The 18,719-nt window shown below is 29.1% G+C and carries 22 protein-coding genes and 6 tRNA genes; 8 read left to right on the top strand and 20 right to left on the bottom strand.

The annotated features are described in order from the left end of the window. Position 1: 1 nt before the first annotated feature. The 4 genes from cbiB to ACRCZX_RS00945 all read right to left on the bottom strand — a co-directional run bounded on the left by cbiB (position 2) and on the right by ACRCZX_RS00945 (position 3,119). Entirely contained in the window at positions 2 to 949 is a 948-nt protein-coding gene (cbiB, locus tag ACRCZX_RS00960; RefSeq protein WP_438581075.1) for an adenosylcobinamide-phosphate synthase CbiB, read from the bottom strand. Further along, positions 949 to 2,433, bottom strand: a complete 1,485-nt coding sequence (locus ACRCZX_RS00955) for a cobyric acid synthase (protein WP_438581074.1) — start codon at positions 2,431 to 2,433, stop codon at positions 949 to 951. Before ACRCZX_RS00955 ends, cbiB begins: the two co-directional genes overlap by 1 nt. Before the next feature lie 158 nt (positions 2,434 to 2,591). Next, positions 2,592 to 2,924 (bottom strand): YMGG-like glycine zipper-containing protein, encoded by a 333-nt coding sequence (locus tag ACRCZX_RS00950; RefSeq protein ID WP_438581073.1) that lies wholly within the window; start codon positions 2,922 to 2,924, stop codon positions 2,592 to 2,594. A gap of 36 nt (positions 2,925 to 2,960) precedes the next feature. Next, positions 2,961 to 3,119 (bottom strand): DUF6693 family protein, encoded by a 159-nt coding sequence (locus tag ACRCZX_RS00945; protein ID WP_438581072.1) that lies wholly within the window; start codon positions 3,117 to 3,119, stop codon positions 2,961 to 2,963. A 145-nt stretch (positions 3,120 to 3,264) separates the two neighbouring features. On the opposite strand from ACRCZX_RS00945, the gene ACRCZX_RS00940 reads away from it, so the two are divergent. The 6 genes from ACRCZX_RS00940 to thiE all read left to right on the top strand — a co-directional run bounded on the left by ACRCZX_RS00940 (position 3,265) and on the right by thiE (position 8,455). Then, positions 3,265 to 3,948 (top strand): flavin reductase family protein, encoded by a 684-nt coding sequence (locus ACRCZX_RS00940; protein ID WP_438581071.1) that lies wholly within the window; start codon positions 3,265 to 3,267, stop codon positions 3,946 to 3,948. Between the two features lie 77 nt (positions 3,949 to 4,025). Beyond that, complete coding sequence (locus ACRCZX_RS00935; RefSeq protein ID WP_438581070.1) at positions 4,026 to 5,381, top strand: MATE family efflux transporter; 1,356 nt, start codon at positions 4,026 to 4,028, stop codon at positions 5,379 to 5,381. A 20-nt stretch (positions 5,382 to 5,401) separates the two neighbouring features. Beyond that, the gene (locus ACRCZX_RS00930; RefSeq protein WP_438581069.1) at positions 5,402 to 6,397 is read left to right on the top strand and encodes a sodium:calcium antiporter; all 996 of its coding nucleotides are present in this window, start codon (positions 5,402 to 5,404) and stop codon (positions 6,395 to 6,397) included. A gap of 24 nt (positions 6,398 to 6,421) precedes the next feature. Next, positions 6,422 to 7,342 (top strand): calcium/sodium antiporter, encoded by a 921-nt coding sequence (locus tag ACRCZX_RS00925; RefSeq protein ID WP_438581068.1) that lies wholly within the window; start codon positions 6,422 to 6,424, stop codon positions 7,340 to 7,342. A 75-nt stretch (positions 7,343 to 7,417) separates the two neighbouring features. Further along, positions 7,418 to 7,708 carry a hypothetical protein gene (locus ACRCZX_RS00920; RefSeq protein WP_438524781.1) on the top strand — a complete coding sequence of 97 codons (291 nt, stop codon included), beginning with the start codon at positions 7,418 to 7,420 and terminating at the stop codon, positions 7,706 to 7,708. A 102-nt stretch (positions 7,709 to 7,810) separates the two neighbouring features. Next, positions 7,811 to 8,455, top strand: coding sequence for a thiamine phosphate synthase (thiE, locus tag ACRCZX_RS00915; protein ID WP_438581067.1), 645 nt, complete (start codon positions 7,811 to 7,813; stop codon positions 8,453 to 8,455). Between the two features lie 43 nt (positions 8,456 to 8,498). Here the strand turns inward: thiE and ACRCZX_RS00910 are convergent, their stop codons facing one another. The 6 genes from ACRCZX_RS00910 to ACRCZX_RS00885 form a co-directional block, all read right to left on the bottom strand. Continuing rightward, positions 8,499 to 8,930: a hypothetical protein gene (locus ACRCZX_RS00910; RefSeq protein ID WP_438581066.1), complete on the bottom strand. Its 432-nt coding sequence runs from the start codon at positions 8,928 to 8,930 to the stop codon at positions 8,499 to 8,501. Between the two features lie 60 nt (positions 8,931 to 8,990). Next, positions 8,991 to 9,067, bottom strand: a tRNA-Met gene (locus tag ACRCZX_RS00905). 3 nt (positions 9,068 to 9,070) lie between these two features. After that, positions 9,071 to 9,145, bottom strand: a tRNA-Gln gene (locus tag ACRCZX_RS00900). Between the two features lie 2 nt (positions 9,146 to 9,147). Next, positions 9,148 to 9,223 (bottom strand) — tRNA-Lys (locus ACRCZX_RS00895). Between the two features lie 21 nt (positions 9,224 to 9,244). Further along, positions 9,245 to 9,320: transfer RNA gene (locus ACRCZX_RS00890), tRNA-His, on the bottom strand. Positions 9,321 to 9,330: 10 nt separating this feature from the next. Then, positions 9,331 to 9,418: transfer RNA gene (locus ACRCZX_RS00885), tRNA-Leu, on the bottom strand. 343 nt (positions 9,419 to 9,761) lie between these two features. On the opposite strand from ACRCZX_RS00885, the gene glmS reads away from it, so the two are divergent. Continuing rightward, positions 9,762 to 11,582, top strand: a complete 1,821-nt coding sequence (gene glmS, locus ACRCZX_RS00880) for a glutamine--fructose-6-phosphate transaminase (isomerizing) (protein WP_438581065.1) — start codon at positions 9,762 to 9,764, stop codon at positions 11,580 to 11,582. A 71-nt stretch (positions 11,583 to 11,653) separates the two neighbouring features. On the opposite strand, the gene ACRCZX_RS00875 is transcribed toward glmS, so the two are convergent. From ACRCZX_RS00875 to ACRCZX_RS00845, 7 genes are all read right to left on the bottom strand, one after another. Next, on the bottom strand, positions 11,654 to 12,508 hold the full coding sequence (locus ACRCZX_RS00875) for a DMT family transporter (protein ID WP_438581064.1): 855 nt from the start codon (positions 12,506 to 12,508) through the stop codon (positions 11,654 to 11,656). 108 nt (positions 12,509 to 12,616) lie between these two features. Next, positions 12,617 to 12,967 (bottom strand): NifB/NifX family molybdenum-iron cluster-binding protein, encoded by a 351-nt coding sequence (locus ACRCZX_RS00870; RefSeq protein ID WP_438581063.1) that lies wholly within the window; start codon positions 12,965 to 12,967, stop codon positions 12,617 to 12,619. Positions 12,968 to 12,972: 5 nt separating this feature from the next. Then, positions 12,973 to 13,833 carry an ATP-binding protein gene (locus ACRCZX_RS00865; protein ID WP_438581062.1) on the bottom strand — a complete coding sequence of 287 codons (861 nt, stop codon included), beginning with the start codon at positions 13,831 to 13,833 and terminating at the stop codon, positions 12,973 to 12,975. Then, positions 13,820 to 14,293, bottom strand: a complete 474-nt coding sequence (locus ACRCZX_RS00860; RefSeq protein WP_438581061.1) for a P-loop NTPase — start codon at positions 14,291 to 14,293, stop codon at positions 13,820 to 13,822. Before ACRCZX_RS00860 ends, ACRCZX_RS00865 begins: the two co-directional genes overlap by 14 nt. A gap of 752 nt (positions 14,294 to 15,045) precedes the next feature. After that, complete coding sequence (locus ACRCZX_RS00855; protein WP_438581060.1) at positions 15,046 to 15,417, bottom strand: nucleotide-binding protein; 372 nt, start codon at positions 15,415 to 15,417, stop codon at positions 15,046 to 15,048. 4 nt (positions 15,418 to 15,421) lie between these two features. Further along, entirely contained in the window at positions 15,422 to 15,793 is a 372-nt protein-coding gene (locus ACRCZX_RS00850) for a NifB/NifX family molybdenum-iron cluster-binding protein (protein ID WP_438581059.1), read from the bottom strand. Positions 15,794 to 15,802: 9 nt separating this feature from the next. Then, positions 15,803 to 16,450, bottom strand: coding sequence for a DUF134 domain-containing protein (locus ACRCZX_RS00845; RefSeq protein WP_438581058.1), 648 nt, complete (start codon positions 16,448 to 16,450; stop codon positions 15,803 to 15,805). 153 nt (positions 16,451 to 16,603) lie between these two features. On the opposite strand from ACRCZX_RS00845, the gene ACRCZX_RS00840 reads away from it, so the two are divergent. Next, complete coding sequence (locus ACRCZX_RS00840) at positions 16,604 to 17,434, top strand: Mrp/NBP35 family ATP-binding protein (RefSeq protein ID WP_438581057.1); 831 nt, start codon at positions 16,604 to 16,606, stop codon at positions 17,432 to 17,434. 61 nt (positions 17,435 to 17,495) lie between these two features. Here ACRCZX_RS00840 and ACRCZX_RS00835 read toward each other — a convergent pair whose 3' ends face one another. The 3 genes from ACRCZX_RS00835 to ACRCZX_RS00825 form a co-directional block, all read right to left on the bottom strand. After that, positions 17,496 to 17,882, bottom strand: coding sequence for an META domain-containing protein (locus ACRCZX_RS00835; RefSeq protein WP_438581056.1), 387 nt, complete (start codon positions 17,880 to 17,882; stop codon positions 17,496 to 17,498). 62 nt (positions 17,883 to 17,944) lie between these two features. Further along, positions 17,945 to 18,406, bottom strand: a complete 462-nt coding sequence (locus tag ACRCZX_RS00830; protein WP_438581055.1) for a C40 family peptidase — start codon at positions 18,404 to 18,406, stop codon at positions 17,945 to 17,947. Positions 18,407 to 18,584: 178 nt separating this feature from the next. After that, positions 18,585 to 18,660, bottom strand: a tRNA-Thr gene (locus tag ACRCZX_RS00825). Between the last annotated feature and the right edge of the window lie 59 nt (positions 18,661 to 18,719).

Raw genomic sequence — 18,719 nt, 5'->3', positions numbered from 1 at the left:
ATTAAACTAAGGTATTTAAAACACTAAATAGTACTAATCCCACTAAAGATGTTAAAAACATTATTTTATAACATTTCTTTATATCTTCTCTTTCAAATTCTTTTAATTTATCCCCTATTGTTGGTTTTTCATAAACTTGACCAAAATATTTTGTTTTTCCTCCAAATTGTACTCCAATAGCACCTGCAAAAACTGCTTCGGGATGTCCTGAATTTGGGCTAGCATGATTTTTTCTATCTCTAAAAAATATTTTTAATGGTTTTTTTAAGCCCATTCCTAAAAGCATTGTTGAGATTGGAATAATAATTAAACCTGATAACCGAGCAGGTATAAAGTTAAAAGCATCATCTATTTTTGCTGAAACCATTCCAAAATCTATATATTTTTTATTTTTATATCCAAGCATAGAATCTAAAGTATTTATAGCTTTATATCCCATTGCTAAAGGAAGTGCTAAAGAGATTCCATCAATCTGAATAAAACTTCCTAAAAAAGCATAAAACATTGGAGCTATAATTCCATCAACACTATTTTCAGCTATTGTTTCCATTGTGCTTCTTACAACTTGGATTTCATCCATCTCTCCTGTATCTCTACTTACTAAGTAAGATAGCTCTTTTTGGGCTGTTTCTAAGTCTCCATTTTTTAGAATATTATAAACCTTTATTCCCTCGGCTCCTAAACTTTTTGTTGCTAAAGTTGTATAAAGGAAAAATATTTCTAAATATTGTGACGCTTTACTTATATAGTATGATACTGCAACTGTTGTTAGTATTACAACTATTGCTAAAACTCCCCCACAAAACTTTTTATTACTAAAGTTATAAATTTTACTTTCAATAAAAGTAATATATTTTCCTATAACCCTTACTGGATGATAAAACCAATGTGGGTCTCCTAAAATTAAATCCATAACGTATGCTATTATAAATTTTGTACTAAAATCCATTATTCTTCCTCCAAAATTTTATAAATAGCATCTATATCTACATTTTCTCTAAATATAATCTCTAATTTATTTAACTCTTCTAATCTATATTCTTCAAAGCTCTTTTTGGTTGTTTTCTTTTCTAAACCTTTTTTTTCTCTTATTTTGTTTAATATAAAATCTGTAAACTCATAGTTTTGAAATATTCCATGTAAATAAGTTCCTAGAATATTATCTTTTAAGGTTATTATTAATCTATTATCAGATGTACAAGAAATCTCTTTTCCACTCGTTACTCCTTGATGAATCTCATAACCTTTAATTTTTATGTCACCTAATCCTTTTAAAAGTCCATCACTCTTTTTCAAAATTCCAGAATATTGAGTTGTAACTTTCTCTTTTTCCATAACTGTTTCTATATCTAATAAACCTAATCCAGGAAGCTCTTTTATATCTCCCTCTATCTCATAAGGATCTGAAACTTTTTCTCCCAACATTTGGAATCCACCACATATACCTATAACTGGAACTCCTTTTCTAGAAAGTTTTATAATCTCTTCTGCTATTCCATTTTCTTTTATATCTTTTAAATCATCTATTGTATTTTTTGATCCTGGAATAATGATTAAATCTTCATCTCCAAGCTCATGAAAAGATGTAACATAATTAATATTTACATCTTTAACTGCTATTAGAGGATCTATATCTGTGAAGTTAGATATATGCTTCAATTTTATAACTGAAATTGTAATATTTCTAGACTTTGATTTTAATTTATTAAATTTTTCAGTTACACCATCTTCGTCCTCTATATCTAGTTCAAAATATGGCATAACTCCTAATATCGGAACTCCTGTTAAATCTTCTATTTTTTTTAAACCTGGTTTTAATATATCTACATTTCCTCTAAATTTATTTATTATAACACCTTTTATTCTTTTTCTCTCTTCGGGTTCCATAAGAGATATTGTCCCATAAATCGAAGCAAATACTCCCCCTCTGTCTATATCAGCAACAAGTATAACTGGAGAATCTACCATCTCTGCAAGTCCCATATTTACAATATCATCTTGCTTTATATTTATTTCGACAGGGCTTCCAGCACCCTCTATAACAATAATTTCAGATTTATTTTGAAGTTCTTTATAAGCTTTCAATATATCTTTTTTTAATTTTATTTTATATTTTCCATACTCTAATCCACCCATATTGCCAATAGATTTTCCATTTAATATAATTTGAATTTTTCTATCACCAGTTGGTTTTAATAAAATTGGATTCATAGTGTAATGAGCATCTACCTCACAAGCAACTGCTTGAACTGCTTGAGCTCTTCCCATTTCATGGCCATCTTTTGTTATATAAGAATTTAATGCCATATTCTGTGATTTAAAAGGTACCACTTTATATCCATCTTTAAAAAAAACTCTACATAAGCTTGTTACTGTTATACTTTTCCCTGCTCCAGAAGATGTTCCTACAACCATTATTTTTTTATGTTTCATATTTTTTTCTCCTAATCTTAATTAACCATTAATAAGATACATATTTATCATAATTATACATAATGATTTTGTACAAGTCAAACCTTTTTAAAGTTTTATGTTTTAAAATAAAACTATTTTAAAAACAAAACCCTCTATATAACTATAGAGGGTTTATGTCAATATGATGGAGTATATGGTTGGCTATAATACGGTTTGTTGTTTTGTTGATTGTTATACTGCGGTTGATTGTATTGATTATTATACTGAGGCTTTGCATTCACATCTTTTATAGTTTGTGTTTGATCTTGGACTGATCCTACTAAAGCTCCTGCTGCTGCTCCTATTCCCGCTCCCAAAAGAGTAGCTCCAGTGTCTCCACCAATTGCTTGTCCTAAAAGCGCTCCTGCTCCTGCTCCAACTGTTGTTGAACCTATTGTGTTTGAGCCTAGATTTGAACAACCCATTAAAAACAAACTTGATAAAATTGATAACAATAATATTTTTTTCATTTTCTACACTCCTTGTCTTTCAAATAAATATTTTATCTACTCTTCCACTACTACAGTTTTATTTATCATAAATTTTATTAGTGAGAATAAAAAGAATGGCGAAGCTAAACCAAAAGTTATTACAACTAATAGTGTCCATCCTAATAAAAAAAACAAACTATCTGCAAATCCAACATCACATCTTAATTTTTTCATTTTTACACCTCTTTTTATTTTAATATTCTATATTAGTATAACATTTCTTTTAATTTTACAACCTTTTTTTAACTGATGAAACTAGACATTGAATAATTATTGATGTATAATATGAGATACGATATAAAAATCATAAGGAGACAAAATGACTAAAGAAATTTTTAAAGGAAGTGTAGTTTTAAATCCCGTTCCAGCTGTAGTTATCACATCTAAAAATAAAGATGGTAAAGAAAATGCTTTTACTGTTGCATGGACAGGAACAATTTGTACTAATCCACCTATGCTTTCAATTTCAATAAGACCAGAAAGATTATCATATGAGTATATTAAAGAAACTATGGAGTTTACTGTTAATCTACCAAGCACTTTCCAAGTTAGAGAAACTGATTACTGTGGGGTTATATCTGGAAGAGATGTTGATAAATTAAAACATCTAGGGCTTACAGCGAAACCAGGTCATCATATATCTTCTCCTTATATAGAAGAGTTTCCAATTAATATAGAGTGTAAAGTAAAACAAATAATACCTTTAGGAACTCACGATCTATTTTTAGCAGAGGTTGTTGGCTCTCATATTAATAAAAAGATTATTGATGAAAAAGGGAAAATACATTTTGAATGGGCTAATTTAATCAACTATTGCCATGGTGAATATTTCCCAATGGCTAAAAAACCAATTGGACAATTTGGTTTTTCAGTTGCAAAAAATCCAATCTTAATCCAAAAATATGAGCATATAAAATCTCATCTTGAATATACTCATGAAAATAATAATAAAAAAACAAAAGCTAAAGTTAAAACAAAATCTAAATCTAAAAAGAAAAAGTAACAAAATATAATATAATAAAACTAAAGCAGATGGGCAGCTTATAACCCATCTGTTTTTTGTTTTAAAAAGGAGTGATTATGTTTCAAAAGTTAAAGTTTGAAAAAAGTTTTATCAAAATGTTAATGGCTTTAGCCATTCCGATTATTTTACAAAGTTTAATAACAGCATCTTTAAATTTACTTGATAACATTATGGTAGGTAAATTAGGAGAAAATGAAATCGCGGCTGTTGGATTGGCAAATCAGTTTTATATGATTTTCTTCTATTCGGTTGCAGGTATTGGAATGGGGGCATCTATATTCATGTCTCAGCTTTGGGGTAAAAAAGACGTCAAAAAAATTCATGAATTTTTAGATTTATCTTTAATTATTTCAGTATTTGTTTCTATCTTTTTCTGTGCAGCAGCTATTATTTTTCCAGAAAATATAATTCATATTTTCTTAAAAGATCCTATTGTTACAAATTTAGGAGTTAGCTATCTGAGAATTGTTGCAGTTAGTTATATTATTTCATCTATAACTTTAGCTTATTCAATGGCTCTTAGAAGTACAGCTCAAACAAAGCTTCCGATGTATGGTAGTATAATTGGTATAGCTTTCAATGGTATTTTAAACTATCTATTTATTTTTGGTAAATTTGGAGCTCCTAAAATGGGCGTTGCTGGTGCAGCACTTGGAACTACAATCTCTAGATCTATTGAGTTAGCTTTTGTTTTATTTATGATCTATAAATATGATAACAGTATTGCTACAAAATTTACTAGTTTAAAAACTATTTCTATTTTTAAATTAAAAGAATTTTTTAAAATTGCATCTCCTGTTATTTTCAATGATATTATGTGGATTCTTGGGATCTCAACATACTCTATCGCATATTCAAAATTAGGTGTAAATGCAACTGCTACTATGCAAATTGCTATTACTGTTAATAATATGTTTAATATTTTTGGTATTGGTATTGGAGCTGCTTCAGCTATTATAATTGGTAATAAAATTGGAGAAGGTAAAAAAGATGAAGCTTATAATACTTCTATTAAAATTTCACAATTTGGAGTTTTATTAGGAATTGTTATTGGAGTTCTATTCTTTTTCTTGTCCCCTATATTTGTAGGAGCATTTAAAGTAACTCCAGAAACTTCAAAAAATGTGATTATAGTATTAAAAATAATGGCTCTCTTTATTCCTGCAAGATTTTATGCTATTATACAAGTTATAGGCACATTAAGAGGTGGTGGAGATGTTATTTATGCAATTGGAACCGAAATGATTGGAATTTGGATTATAGGAATCCCACTCGCTTTTGCAGCGATTCACTTTATTCCAGGTTTATCTATTACAACACTATACTTTATAATTTGTTTAGAAGAACTTGTAAAATGTGTTATAACTTACCCGCGAGTTACATCATTCAAATGGATTAAAAGTTTAGTTTAACAAAATTAATTGGAGGAAAAATGAGTATCTTTAGTAGTTTTTTAATTTTAGTTGTTTCTTGTGCTGTTATAAATAAGTTTTCTGATATGTTGGGAGATAATATTGGAAAATTAGCATTAAAACTTAATATTGCACCTAACGTTAGAGGAGTTTTATTAGATGGAGTTTCATCATCTATGCCTGAATTTATAACTAGTGCTGCTGCTGCAATATTGCTAGTTTTTAGTAATGATGTTAGTGCATTTTCCGATGTTGGTGTCGGTACAATTGGTGGATCTGCAATTTTTAATATATTGATAATTCCATTTCTATCTATTCTTTTTGTATCTTCAAAAGAGCTGAAGAACATAGAGATCAATAAAAAAGCTTTGTTAAGAGATTTAGGAGTATACTTAGTTTCAGTTGCTATATTATTTTTCGCTTCGAAAACTGGAGTTTTAACTTCTAAAATAGGAATATTAATGACTGGATTGTATATAGTATATGCTATCTACTTAGTAAAAACAGGTAAAAAAGAAGAAATTTTAGACAAAATTGAAGATGAGACTAGCAGTGTTGAAGAATCTATAAAAGTTTTATGGCTTAAAACAATTGCTTCTTTGATTCCTATTGGTTATGCTATTCACTGGTGTATTATAGGTGCATCTAATATCGGAACCCATTTTGGTGTTTCAAGATTGATTATGTCGTTAGTAATCTTGGCAGGAGTTACATCTATACCAGATGCTCTACTTTCTATTAAAAGCGCTAAAAATGGCGAATTAGATGCTTCAATAGCAAATGCAGTTGGCAGTAACTCTTTCGACATTCTAATTTGTCTTGGATTTATAATAGCAGTTGCTGGAGTAAATATAAAAATAAACTTTTCAGAAGTTTCATATATATTTACATTCCTTATTCTAAGTTCTATTTGTTATAGCTTAGCTTTCTTATTTAAAAGCAGTAAAACAACTAAACTAATTTTACTTGGATCTCCATACATAGGTTTTGTATACTATTTATATAGTAATGTTTAATATTTTTATTCTAGGAGGGATTTTATGCTCACAGTTCTTATTTTATTTTTAGGTGTAATATTTTTAGTTTTTGGAGCTAATTTCTTAGTTGATGGTGCTTCTGTCATAGCTAAAAGATTTAATATTCCAAATATAGTTATTGGTTTGACTATTGTAGCTTTTGGTACTTCTGCACCTGAATTAGTTGTAAATGTTATTTCAGCTTTAAATGGTAAATCTGCTATTACATTAGGAAATGTTGTTGGTAGTAATATAATTAACATTTTACTAATTTTAGGAATTACAGCTCTTATTTATCCTTTAACAGTTGCTAGAAATACTGTTAAATATGAAATTCCAATTGCTCTTTTTGCAGCGGTTTTAACTTATGTCCTATCTAAAAATGGAATTTTAACAAAAATAGATGGCTTTATTCTACTTGGATTTTTCATTTTATTTCTTTTATATAACACATATTTAACAGTTACAAATAAAGAGGAAAGTGAATTAGAAGTAAAAAACTATACTTTACCAATTGCTATAGGAGTTACTATTTTAGGTTTTATACTTTTAGTTTTCGGTGGTAAATTTATTGTTGAATCAGCTGTTGATTTAGCTCGGAATTTTGGAATTTCAGAAAGAGTTATATCTATAACCGTTGTATCATTAGGAACATCACTTCCAGAGCTCGCTACATCTATTATAGCGGCTTTAAAAAAGAATACAGATATAGCAATCGGAAATGTTGTTGGTTCAAATATTTTCAATACATTCCTTATACTTGGAGTTTCTGCTGTAATTTCACCAATAGATATTAGTTCTGGAGCTTTTATTGACCTAATCTTAAATATGGTTTCATCTCTTTTACTTTTAGCATTTGTTTTAAGACATTATAGATTAAATAGAATTCACGGATTACTTTTTTTAACAGTTTATATCTCTTATTTATACAATATTTTTATGTAAATAGACGTTCAAAAATTTAAAAACATAGCTATTTATTACATTTTAGGTTATAATATAACTAAAGAGGTGATTTCTATGGCTTGTGTTTTTGTTTCATTTGATTTAAAAAATAATGAAAAGTATAATGATTTCTGTCAAGAAGTTGAAAAAATAGGGCTATTCAAACACATAATTTCTTCTGAGTCTTCAACTTCAAAGTTTATTCCACTTCCAACTAATATTCTTTTTGGAGATTTTGCTGGAAACAATGAAGTTGAAATTAGAAACGAAGTTAGATTTCGTTTAAAAGATGTTTGTTCAAGATTTAATTTTAAAGGTAATTTTGTAATTATAATTTCAAGAAGATGGGGAACAACAACAATTTAAGTTTATAAATTAGAAGAAGAGTTTAAAACTCTTCTTTTTTTCTTTCATTTAAATCTATTTTGTTGTAAACTTATTTCATAATCTATATTTAACGGAGGAGATATGAAAAATTTTAAATTGCCTGTTGGAGTATACGCAATAACCGATTCAGAGTGCAGTAAAAATAAGAAATTTTTAGACTACTGTGAAGATCTTTTAAAAGGTGGAGTTCAAATTATACAATATCGTGAAAAAAGTAGAAATTTAAAAAAAATATTATCTGAAGCAAGAGATTTAAAAAAATTGACTCAGAAATACAATGCTATTTTTATAATAAACGACCACTTGGATATAGCTCTTCTTGTTGATGCTGATGGAATTCACATAGGACAAGACGATTTACCTATAAAAGAAGTTAGAAAACTTTTAGGAGATAATAAAATAATTGGAATTTCAACACATAATTTAAAAGAAGCCCAAAAAGCTGTTCTTGATGGAGCTGATTATATTGGAGTTGGTCCTATTTTCGAAACCAATACAAAAAAAGACGCTGGTACTCCCTTAACTTTAAAGTTTTTAGAAGATGTTCAAAAAAATATTGAAATTCCATATACAGCTATTGGCGGTATAAAAGAAACTAATTTAGACCTAATTCTTTCAAAAGGAGCAAAATCAGCTTGCCTTATTTCTGAACTTTTAACAGCTCAAAATACATATGAAATCACTAAAAGAATTAATGATAAAATTAAAAATTGGAAAAATAAGTAAAAAAAAGCACAGATTACTCTGTGCGCATTACTTAACTATATTATTACTTTGATAAATATTTGTAAATTCCTCTTATCCAATTATCAAAATACATATGCTCATAAAACATAACATCATACATTTTAGGTGCAATTCTTTGAAATTCCTGTTTAAAAATATCTAATTTTAACTCTTGCATCTCTGTTTCTCTTTTTATTTTTAAGAACATTTTTCTAATATCATTTGGAGAATATCCTGTATTCTTTTTTCCTAGATTAATAACTTCACCATTTTTTTGAAGCTTATTTTTTTGACAAAGTAAAAAAGCAGCTTGCTTTACAGCAAAAACTCTATCATTTAAAGCTAATTCTATAATTAATTCTTTTATATTCGTATAATTTTCATCATTTAAATCATATTCTTTAATTTTATTTATAGCATCTAACCTAACTTGATAAGATAATTCATTCTTTAATTCTTTTATTATCATTTCCATAAATATTCCTCCTCTTGTAAAAAAAAGCACAGATTACTCTGTGCTTAAAAAGCTTAAAAATGGTGCCTAGAAAAGGATTCGAACCTTCGACCGCCCGGGTATGAACCGGGTGCTCTAGCCAACTGAGCTATCTAGGCATATGGCTGGGGTAGCTGGATTCGAACCAACGCATGACAGAGTCAAAGTCTGTTGCCTTACCGCTTGGCGACACCCCATTTGGTGCGTCATACTGGGCTCGAACCAGTGACAACACGATTAAAAGTCGTGTGCTCTACCATCTGAGCTAATGACGCGTTTCTATTAAGTTTTTTTGTTGGGGTGACTGACGGGATTCGAACCCGCGACAACCAGATCCACAAACTGGCGCTCTACCAACTGAACTACAACCACCACAATTTATTGGTGCCTGGGGCCGGAATCGAACCGGCACGCTATCAGATAGCTCGGGATTTTAAGTCCCGTGCGTCTACCTATTCCGCCACCCAGGCTGATCGCTTTCGCTCTCAACAAAATAATAGTACCATTTTTTCAACAGAAAGTCAATAAGTTTTTTTATTTTTTATAAAATATTTTTTATTGCAACTTTTTTAAAGTTATGTTAAGATAAATTATCTTTAATATTCTAGAAAATTAAAAGTTAATAAGCGCCAGAACTTTTTAAGTTGACGAGGACTGAGATTATCGAACATTCGGCGGATATCTCAGAGGTTACTACAACCTAAGACCTTCTACAAATCTAAAAGGTGACTTTTAGGACAAAAGAAGGTAAGTAGTGATTCTTCTTGAATATTAAGTACATTGAAAATTAAATATTTTAAGGAGGATTTTTTTATGTGTGGAATTGTTGGTTACATAGGAAAAGGAGATGCAAAAAGCGTAGTTTTACAAGGACTTGAGAAATTAGAGTACAGAGGATACGATTCTGCTGGCATCGCCGTTATAAAAGATTCTAAAATCAGAGTTGAAAAGAAAAAAGGCAAACTAGTTAATCTAGTAGATCATCTTGAAAACATTGATTTAAAATCTCATATTGGAATAGGTCATACTCGATGGGCTACTCATGGAGAACCTTCTGATAGAAACTCTCATCCTCATTATAGCGAAGATATGTCTATTGCTGTTGTCCACAACGGAATAATTGAAAATTACTCATCTTTAAAAGAAGAACTTATAAATAAAGGATATAAGTTTACTTCTGATACAGACACTGAAGTAGTTGCTCATCTTATTCACTCAGTATATAAGGGAGATATTTTCAAAGCTGTTACTGAAACTGTTAAAAAACTAAGAGGTAGCTATGCACTTGGAATTATTCACAAGGACTTCCAGAATGAAATAATTTGTACAAGAAAAGATAGCCCACTTGTTATTGGTATTGGTGAAGGTGAAAACTTTATTGCATCTGATGTTCCTGCAATTCTAAAATATACAAAGAATGTGTATTTTTTAGAAGATGGAGACTTTGCTAGATTAAAGAAAGATTCTATCGAAATTTTTGACAAAGCTTTAAACTCTGTAAAGAGAGAGATTAAAGTTATCGAATGGGATTATGAACAAGCTACAAAAGGTGGATACCCTCATTTTATGATAAAAGAAATTTTTGAACAACCAAAATCAATAGAGGAAACTTTAAATAGAAGAATCCATGATGGAATTATTGATTTTTCTGATGTTTTATCTGATGAAGAGATTAAGCAATTCAATATGATTCATATTGTCGCTTGTGGAACAGCTTTTCATGCTGGCTTACAAGGACAATACGCTCTAAGAGAACTAGCTAGAACAAACTCTTTTGTACAGATTGCTTCTGAGTATAGATATATGAATCCTTTTGTTGATGAAAACACATTAGCTATTTTTGTAAGTCAATCTGGTGAAACTTTAGATACATTAGCTGCTTTAAAAGAAGCTAAATCTAGAGGAGCCAAAACATTAGCTATAACAAATGTTGTTGGCTCTACTATTTCTAGAGAAGCTGATAGCACTATATATACTATGGCTGGACCTGAAATTGCAGTTGCATCTACAAAAGCATATACAACTCAAGTTATAATATTCCAACTTCTTTCTATATACCTAGGTGAAAAAAAAGGTTTAATAAAGAAAGATAAAGCAGCTCAATTAATCGCTTCTCTTTATAAAGTTCCTGAAAAAGTTAGAAAAACTTTAGAGAATACTGATATGATTAAAACTGTTGCTAATTTTATGAAAGATAAGCATAACGGTTTCTATATTGGTAGAGGAGTAGACTTTGCTACTGCTTTAGAAGGATCTCTAAAAATGAAAGAGATTACATATATACACACTGAAGCTTTTCCTGCTGGAGAGTTAAAGCATGGTTCTATCGCCTTAATAGAGCCTGGAACACCTGTTGTAGTTGTTGCTATGCAATCAAACCTTTTAGAAAAAACAATCTCAAATATAAAAGAATTAAAAGCTAGAGGAGCACACATCACAACAATCTCTAAAAATTCTTGTAAAGAAGCTATTGAAGCATCAGATGAATTTATTGGAGTAGAAGATATCGAAGATGTTTTCTCTGTTTTATTAGCTGTTATTCCTTTACAACTTTTATCATACTACACATCAGTTCAAAAAGGAATTGATGTTGATAAACCTAGAAATCTTGCAAAATCAGTTACTGTTGAATAATTTAGAGAGCCTTCGGGCTCTTTTTTTTATATAACAACAAAATTAAAAAAAGATGTTGTAATAAAATACAATCATCTTTTTGATAATTTATAATTAAATATAGCTGCTCCGATTATAATAAATCCTCCAATAAAACTATAAATATCTGGAATCTCTTTCCAAAACATAAATCCAATTATAGCAGAAAATATAATACTTAAATATTGATAAATCGAAACATCACTAGCTCGAGCATATTTATAAGCATAAGCCAAACCAATTTGTCCAACAGTTGCAAAAACACCCGTTAATATTAAATAAAACAACTGAACTTTATTAGGCATTACAAATCCTTGAACAAGCATAGGTGGAATCATTCCAAACATTGAAAATGCTGAAAACCAGAGAACAAGAGTTGATGGCTCTTCCATTGTTCTTAAATATCGAAGCAAAGTATATGCTCCACCTGCAAAAATAGCTGATAAAAAGCCAGCTAATGCTGGTAACATTTCAAAACTAAATTTAGGCTTAATAACTAACAATGCTCCAAAAAGAATAAAAATCAATACTAAAATTTGATGTTTCTCTAATTTTTCTTTTAAAAATATCGAAGCAAAAATAGCTATAAAAAATGGCGAGAGTTTATTCAACAAAGATGAATCTGCTAAATAAAGTTTATTTATAGAGTAAAAATATAAAACTGCACCTGTTAACCCTGCAACACATCTAAAAACTATAAATAATCTACTTTTATTACTACTACCCCAAACACTTGTTTTTTGCCCTTTTATGCTAAAAAGTAAAATAACAACTCCTATTAGGTTTCTAAAAAAAAGTTTTTCAAAAGTAGAAATATCACTTCCAATGAATTTAACAGTCGCCCCCATTAAAGCCATTCCAAATGCTGATACACACATCCAAATTGTTCCTTTTAACTTATTATTCATAATTTTCCTCACTAAAACTTTTTTTCACTGCATTTAAGTATAGTATCTAAAAACTAAAATGTCAAATTCAGAAAAAAATTCTGCTACAAAAATGTAGCAGAATTTTTTTTAATGATGATTATGAGTACAAGGAGTTCCATTTGAATTTAATAATCCATTTAAGTAAACTGATAAAACTTCTTCTATATTTCCAGCGGCTCCTAAAATTACATCAATGTTTTGAGCTTTAAATAAATCTATAGCTTTCTGCCCCATTCCTCCTGTTATAATTACATTTACATTAAGATTTCCTAAATACTTAGGAAACGCTCCTGGTTCGTGAACTGGAGTTTTATGCACTTCAAATCCTACTACCTCATTACCTTCTATTTTGAAAATTTTAAAATGAGAACAATGCCCAAAATGAGACTCAACCGTATTCAAATCATTTGTTGGAAAAACTATTTTTATTTCGTTCATAAAAATCACTCCTTTATTTTTTCTATAAATTTAAAAAAACCAATGTTTTCAAAAAATTCTTTTTGTGATAGTGAAGGTATTTGAAGATTTGAAATAGATTCTAGCATTCTCTTATCAAATGGTATTTTCAACTCTACTTCTATTCTATTTCCCATACAATATCTTTCAATCTCTTCTGTTTTTTCTAATGAAAATGTATATTTATTAATAACTACAATAATTTTTATTGGATACTTTAATAAAAGTTCAACTATTCTTTTTAAGTCATGTAAACCTGATATTGTGGGCTCTGTAACAACTATTGCCTTTTTCACACCCATTATTGAACTTATAACATTACAAGCTATTCCAGGAGATCCATCTATTATTATATTTTGTTTTGAATTTTTTATTGCAAACTCTTTTGCCATTTTTCTGACATTTGTTATTAATTTTCCCGAAGCTTCTTCTCCTGGAATTAATCTTGCATGAAACATCTTTCCATATTTTGAATTAGATTCAAAAATTGTTCCTGTTTCTGAATTTTTCATTTCAATAGCATTTACAGGGCAAACAATTGTACAAACTGAACATCCTTCACATTTCATTTTATCTATTTTAATATTAGAATCTATTGCTAAAAACTCACAATTATCTCTACAATTCCCACATTTTATACACTTATTTTGATCTATATCAGCTTTTTTCATACCAAAGAAATCTATTTTTTGTTCTAATGTAGATTGAATTAATATATCTAAATCTGGAGCATCGACATCACAATCAGCTATTACTAAATTAGGTATATAAGGTATTAATGAAGCCACTAAAGAAGTTTTTCCTGTTCCACCTTTTCCTGAAATAACTACAATTTCATTCAGCTTCATCTACATCCCACTTCCCTTGATTTTTTATTTTCATAATTATATTTTGAAATTTTTGTGAATATATTCCACATTTACCAAAAAATAATTGTCCATTTGAATACAATTTTGCTATTTCCTCATTAAACGGAATCTCTTCCAATAATCTTATATTATTATTTTTTAAATAGTTATAAATTTCACCATTACCTAATCCAGCTTTATTAATTACAACTCCAAATTTTTTATTCATTTTTTTCAACATTTCAACTACCATCTTTAAATCACTTACCCCAAATGGTGTAGGTTCTGCTACAACAATTGAAAAATCACTTTCTTCAACTGCAGCTACTGTAGAACAAGAGGTCCCTGGTGGACAATCTATTAAAACTAACTTTTCATTTTTTACTTTTTCTTTTAGTTCATTTATTATTTTAACCCCAGAAAATTCACCAATATTTAATTTTCCATATAAAATATTCAAGTTATTATATTTACTATAGCAATAGGTAAGATTTTGAAGTTATCACCACCTTTTCCCCTGCTCCACACCGTGCATGCGACTTTCACCGCACACGGCGTTCCATCATAATTTCAAATTAAAACAATTTTAAAATTATTGACTCAGGGCTATCCGTCCACCACTTATTATTATGGTTTCATTCGTACTGTGCCCCTACTCTCACAAGACTAAAGAAATTTCGTCCTACTTCAACTTATATTCACCAACCCTCTAACTAGGTTCTTATTGTGTCTTGCTTTCCACGTTCCATATTTTCTATGCTTAAATCTACTTAGGTAGTTTCTATAGCCCTGTAAGCTGGATACCGCCTTTAACAGTATAGCGAGTTTCATAATAACAATTTTTACTAATCACCACTTACACCACAATTTTGTGGTTACAACATTTCTGCTGTATAAAATTTTAGAGCTGTACATTCGAAACTTTGTCAGCACTTCTGTGCATTCTTACCATATAGATTGACTCCCGATCTATCATTATCTCGACCACCTCTGGTTCGCATTTCCTCAGCCTACCTGTTAGGGATAACTCTCAACCGTCTTCACCGAGCTTTATACGGTCTAATTTAGTTAGAATTAAATCGCATATCGGAGTATCAGAGGAAGCATTTCAGGGCGTTACTCCTTCATTCTACTTCTCGAAAATATAGTTCTCTGTTAATTCACTTCACTAAGCTACTTTTAACATGCCGTAACTTTTTATTACGAAACGTGTCACACTGTTATTATCTTACCTATTTCTCTTTCTTTAAATTTAATTGCTTCAGCTTTACAGACTATTTTACATCCTAAACAACTATGGCAACTTTCTTCAAAAATTATAATCGATTTTTTCGTATTGAAAATTGAAGAATATTTACAAAATTCACTACATTCACCACATAAGTTACATAAAACATTATCTATTTCAGGTACTTTTGTATAAACCGAAAAAACCTTTTTATCTTTTGACTTGAAAAATAAATTAAAATTTGGTTCTTCTACATCAGTATCTATTACTGTACAATTTTTCAAAGATAATGCTAAATTTGCTGTAATTGTAGTTTTTCCTGTTCCACCTTTTCCACTTAAAATTGATATTTTCATAACACTACACTTTTCTCAGGCAAAGATCTTCTAGTGCATAATCTTCAAGTTGATTTTCTTTTATATTTTTAATAGCCTCCTCTAAATAATTAGAATTATTTTTTTTAAAAGCTTTTATTTCTAATTTTTTTAATGCAATTTTTGCTTTCGGACCTAGTTCTGGAACTATTACTTTTTCAATATTATTTTCTTTCAAAAATAATGCTAGTTTTTGTCCAGCACCAGAAACTTCATCCTTAAATGTATTTTTTATAAACTCAATATTTATTATTTCATTATTTTCTAATTCTAATACAGCAAAATAATTAGCTCTTCCAAATCTGTCATCTAACTTAGTACTTATACAATCTTCTTCTACTGTAACTCCTACTTTCATGGTTTCTCCTTATTTTTCTAAAATATTTTTTAAAGTTTTTTCTATTGAATCGTTCATTCCTAAAAGAATTTCTATTTCAAATTCTTTAAAATATTCTATTGCTCTCTGCCCTATTGAACCCACTATAACTACATCTACCTCTAGCATCGATAAATAATTTGGAAACACTCCTGGTCCATGAAGTGGAGCTTTTATTATTTGTCTTTCTACTATTTCGCCATTATGAAAAGTAATAATAATAAAATTTAATGCTCTTCCAAAGTGATTTTCAAATTCTAAATCTACATTAGTTGGAAATGCTATTTTTAACAATTCTGGTTCTTTAATCATCTCTTTTAATTTTTTCACACTAAATTCTTTTAATTTTTTAAAATATTCATCATCATTTTTTATATATAAGACTTTTTCATAAAGTAAAGCTTCTAAAATTTTCTTTCTTCCACTTTCGAGAAGTCTTTGAATAGTTCCTCTTGAAACATTCATTATTTCGCCTGCATCTATTTGATTTTTCCCTTCATAATCACACAGTCTTAGAGATTCAAATTCATCTAGTTCTATTTTTACAATTTCCAATTCATTTAAAGGTCTATCCGCTGGTTTAAAAAATATCTCGTTATTTATATCCCTGCATTCTCTTTTCTTTTTTCTTCTTACCAATTTATCGTCTCCATCTACCCAAAAGTTTTGTGCATATACACAAAACAAATCTACACTTTTTTTTTGTATTTGTCAATTGTTTTTTTAGAAAAAAATTGACAAATACAAAATATTATAATAAAATAACCATAATAATTCATACGGAGGTTAGTAATGTCAAGTTGTAATTCATGCCCATCTAATGGAACATGCTCAAAGGAATCTTCAAGTTGCGGAATTATTAATAATCCTGCAAATAAAATAAAAAAAGTAATTGGTGTGATGAGTGGAAAAGGAGGTGTTGGTAAATCAACAGTTTCAACTCTATTAGTAAAACAACTTGTTGCACAAGGATATAAAGTTGGGATTATGGATGCTGATATAACAGGGCCAAGTATACCAAGATTACTGGGATTAACAGGAAAAAGAGCTGAAGGAAAAGGAAACGATATATATCCTGTTATAACAAAAGACGGAATAAAAGTAATATCTTTAAATTTTTTAGTGGAAAATGAAAATGATCCAGTTTTATGGAGAGGTCCTATTATAGGAAGAGCTGTAAAAGAATTTTGGGAAAATGTTATTTGGGGAGAATTAGATTATCTAGTAATAGATATGCCTCCTGGAACTGGTGATGTTGCTTTAACAGTTATGCAATCAATACCATTAAACGGAATAGTTATGGTATCAGTTCCTCAAGATATGATTTCTATGATTGTTACAAAAGCTGTGAAAATGGCAAATCAAATGAAAATAGATATATTAGGAGTAATCGAAAATATGAGCTATATTGTTTGTCCAGGATGTGAAACAAAAATAAATTTATTCAACGGAGAATCTACAGATAAGTTCTTAGAAGAAAATAATTTACTACTTTTAGGAGAATTACCGATGATATCAAGTATCTGTAATCTTTCAGTTCACGGATATGAAAAAAACAAAGAAGAGATTAGTAATATTTTTAATCCAATAACTAAAAAAATAATAGATAGTGTAACAAATTAAAGTTCTAAAAATTAAAAAAAAAGATGGTTGTATTTTATATTTTACAACCATCTTTTTTATTTTACTTTTTTATAAAGTTTAATTTTTTATCTGATTTTGTTATTATAGTAAGTCCACTATCTGTAAGTAAAACTTCTTTTGCTTCTTCAATATTTTTCAAATACTCTCTCTCTTGTATCATTAAATTTTCAGGACCCATCATTAAAGTTGCTCCTGGACTTTGAATAGTAATTTTAGCTCCATTTAAAGTGTAATTAGCAAAGTATCTATTCACTCCTGAGCTTCCTGCTAATCTGTCAGCTTCAAATGTTATATCAATTTCACTATCTGTGATAACTTCTTGAAGAATATAGCTATTCCCAACTATTTTAGATGATATATCTTCTTTTTTTCCAAAACAACCCATAAATATAAAAATTGCACTCAATAATAATATTAACTTTTTCATAACTTCCTCCATAATATAACTTTACTATAAAGTATACTAATTTATTTATTAATTTCCTTTTTTTATAAAATTTTTCTTACTTGCCAAAGATTATCACGCCAATAATTACTAATTTCAGAAATTATAACTCCCTTCGAAGTTGAGGCGTGTAAAAATCTATTTTCACCTATATAAACGCCTACATGTCTTACCTTTTTACGTCCAATTTTATAAAATAACAAATCCCCAACTTCCCATTCACTATTTTTTTTAATCTCAACACCTTTTTTTGACATATTCCATGTTGTTCTAGGTAATTCAATACAAAATTGTTCTCTATATAAAATTTGCATTAGTCCAGAGCAATCAACTCCATTTTGAGTAGTACCACCATATTTATATTGTGTCCCATTCCAAGCATCATGAAAATCTAAAATTTTAACAACTCTAACTTTTCTTTCTTTTTCACTTATTTTTACTGAAGAACAACTCACAAAGAGAAGAGATATAAATATAAATAATAATTTTATAAACTTACGAAACATCTATTTTCATTCCTTTCTGAAGTATTTCAAACGACCCTATTACTATCAATCTATAAAATTCTACAATAAACCTACTCTCTTTTATAAAACTTTCCTTTAATTTTATTACATTAAATAATTAATAACCCAAGATAAACAAATAAAAAAAACTCCAATTTCTTGGAGTTAAACTTCTTAGTGGTGCCGCTTATCGGAGTCGAACCAATTACCTACTGATTACAAGTCAGTTGCTCTACCAGGTGAGCTAAAGCGGCATATGGTGGTGAGAGAAGGATTCGAACCTTCGAAGGCAGAGCCGTCAGATTTACAGTCT

Source organism: Cetobacterium sp., from assembly GCF_051658645.1.
Classification (GTDB): Bacteria; Fusobacteriota; Fusobacteriia; order Fusobacteriales; family Fusobacteriaceae; genus Cetobacterium_A.
Note: the sequence above shows the minus strand (reverse complement) of the source record. Positions and strands in the feature narration are given on the sequence as shown.